This is a genomic window from uncultured Gordonia sp. (assembly GCF_937858515.1).
In the GTDB taxonomy this organism is placed as follows: Bacteria; Actinomycetota; Actinomycetes; order Mycobacteriales; family Mycobacteriaceae; genus Gordonia.
In genome coordinates, this window is sequence record NZ_CALLZT010000107.1 from 1 (window position 1) to 2,428 (window position 2,428).

Here is a 2,428-nt window from a genome sequence, read left to right on the forward strand (position 1 = left end):
CGTCGACGTTGATTCCGACCATCGCCTCACCCAGTCCGCGTGACACCTTGGCCAGTACGTCGGGGTCGTCGTGGAAGGTCGTCGCCTGCACGATCGCCGCAGCACGCTGAGCCGGATTGCCGGACTTGAAGATACCCGATCCGACGAACACACCTTCGGCACCGAGCTGCATCATCATCGCCGCGTCGGCGGGCGTGGCGATCCCGCCCGCCGTGAACAGGGTGACCGGCAGCTTGCCGAGTTCGGCGACCTCGGCGACGAGGTCGTACGGCGCCTGCAATTCCTTGGCCGCCACGTACAGCTCGTCCTTGGGCAACGATGTGAGCCTGCGGATCTCGTCGCGGATCTTGCGCATGTGGGTGGTGGCGTTGGAGACGTCACCCGTACCGGCCTCGCCCTTAGAGCGGATCATCGCCGCACCTTCGGTGATGCGGCGCAGGGCCTCGCCGAGGTTGGTGGCACCGCACACGAACGGCACCGTGAACTGCCACTTATCGATGTGGTTGGCGTAGTCGGCGGGGGTGAGCACCTCGGACTCGTCGATGTAGTCGACACCGAGGCTCTGCAGGATCTGTGCCTCCACGAAGTGGCCGATTCGGGCCTTGGCCATCACCGGGATGCTGACGGCGGAGATGATGCCGTCGATCATGTCGGGATCGCTCATCCGCGATACACCGCCCTGGGCGCGGATATCGGCCGGCACACGCTCAAGCGCCATCACCGCGACCGCACCGGCGTCCTCGGCGATCTTTGCCTGCTCGGCGGTGACCACGTCCATGATGACGCCGCCCTTGAGCATTTCGGCCATTCCGCGTTTAACCCGGGCCGTGCCCTGGAACTGACTCACTGACTCTCCTGCTTCGATGTCGTCCACTCGCCCACGGTCGGCGGTCGGGCCCGGTACGGGCAGCGACCGACGGCCGCACGTGCGTGTTGCCCGTTAAGTCTAGGCGAGGGATCGCAATGAGCCACTCCCGACCTACTCTCATTAAACGAACCCTACCCGGATGGACAGGCACGCCCTGGTGCTCAGCGTTCGATGATCTCGAAGAACTGCGGCAACGGAGCGGTTCCACCCAGGTGCAGCCGTCGCACCAGACGCCGTTCGCCGAGGCTGCGAGTGTCGCGGACGGCGTCGTTGTAGAACCGCCGGGCGATCATGACCCGGGTCTCGGCATCTGCCAGCTCGGCGACCAGCGCCGCGGGCCGCCGGGAGGCATCCGTGCGGGCCAGCGCCGCCGACAGCTCGTTCTCAGCGGCCTCGCGTCCGGCTGCGTCGGCACGCTCGGCGTGGTCGGCGGCCGTGACGAGTTGCCTGGCGAGGTCTTGCGAGTGTGGTGGTGCGCGCGGATCATCGGCGATCCCGGCCGCCACCAGCCGGGCCACCACCGCTCGCCGGGACAGCGCCGCCTCCAGCGCACCGCGAGCAAGATCGACGCGCACGTTGAGCCGGTCGAGCCTGACCGCGACCTTGTACGCCCACCACCCGGCGAGCAGCATGACCATCGTCACGATGGTCAACGTGGCCACGAGCGGCCCGGGAATGGTCAGGCCCGAGATGTGCATGAGTGCGGACCCTCCGGTCAGGGGTTGATCAGTCGGAAATGATGACGGGGCCCGCGCCGACGGTGACCGTCTCATACACCCGCAGGATCTGGTCGGCGACCCGCGACCAGTCGTATCGGGCCGCCCTGGCCTGGGCGCGGGCGACGAGTTCGGCGCGGGCGGTGTCGTCGCCGAGCAGCTCGATGACGGCGGTTGCCAGGCCCTCTGCCGATCCGGTGGGTACCAGGCGACCGGCCCGCCCGTCGTCGAGTACGCGCCGGAACGCGTTGAGGTCGCTGGCCACGACGGCGGCACCCGCGGCCATCGCCTCGACCAGGACGATACCGAAGCTCTCCCCACCGAGGTTGGGTGCGCAGTAGACGTCCACCGAACGTAGTGCGCGTGCCTTGGTGGCGTCATCGACCTGGCCGAGGAACACCAGATGTTCGGCGAGGGCACCGGCCCGGCGGCGCAGCGCGCGCTCATTGCCGCCACCCACCACCAGCACCCGTACCTTCGGAAACCGTTCCACGATCGCCGGCAGCGCCCGCATAAGGATGTCGACGCCCTTACGGGGTTCGTCGTAGCGGCCCAGGAACAGGATCGAACCACCCTCCGAGGGGTAGCCGTCGAGTGGCTGAGCGTCGGCGAAACTCGACACACTGATGCCGTTGGGGATTTCGACGGCGTCGGAGCCGAGCGATTCCATCTGCCAGCGCCGCGCCAGCTCTGACACGGCGATCTTGCCGGCGATCCGCTCGTGGTAGGGCCGCAGAATGCCCTGGAAGACGGTCAGCCACAAGGATCGGGTGGTGGCGGTGTGGAAGGTGGTCACGATCGGGCCCGAGGCCACCATCAGCGCCAGCATCGACGTCGACGGCGA

At 67.8% G+C, this 2,428-nt stretch carries 3 protein-coding genes; all 3 read right to left on the minus strand.

The window, feature by feature from the left end; translation table 11 throughout:
* The coding region (gene pdxS, locus Q0627_RS09765; protein ID WP_298809381.1) for a pyridoxal 5'-phosphate synthase lyase subunit PdxS at positions 1 to 808 on the minus strand (808 nt) is incomplete at its 3' end.
* A gap of 221 nt (positions 809 to 1,029) precedes the next feature.
* Positions 1,030 to 1,566 (minus strand): NUDIX hydrolase, encoded by a 537-nt coding sequence (locus Q0627_RS09770; RefSeq protein ID WP_291014287.1) that lies wholly within the window; start codon positions 1,564 to 1,566, stop codon positions 1,030 to 1,032.
* 28 nt (positions 1,567 to 1,594) lie between these two features.
* Positions 1,595 to 2,428: glycosyltransferase family 4 protein (locus Q0627_RS09775; RefSeq protein ID WP_298809380.1), on the minus strand; the 834-nt coding region annotated here is incomplete at its 5' end.

Coding starts and splice junctions, on each gene's coding strand:
- Q0627_RS09770 (WP_291014287.1), bottom strand. CDS start 1,566: ATGCACATCTCGGGCCTGACCATTCCCGGGCCGCTCGTGGCCACGTTG.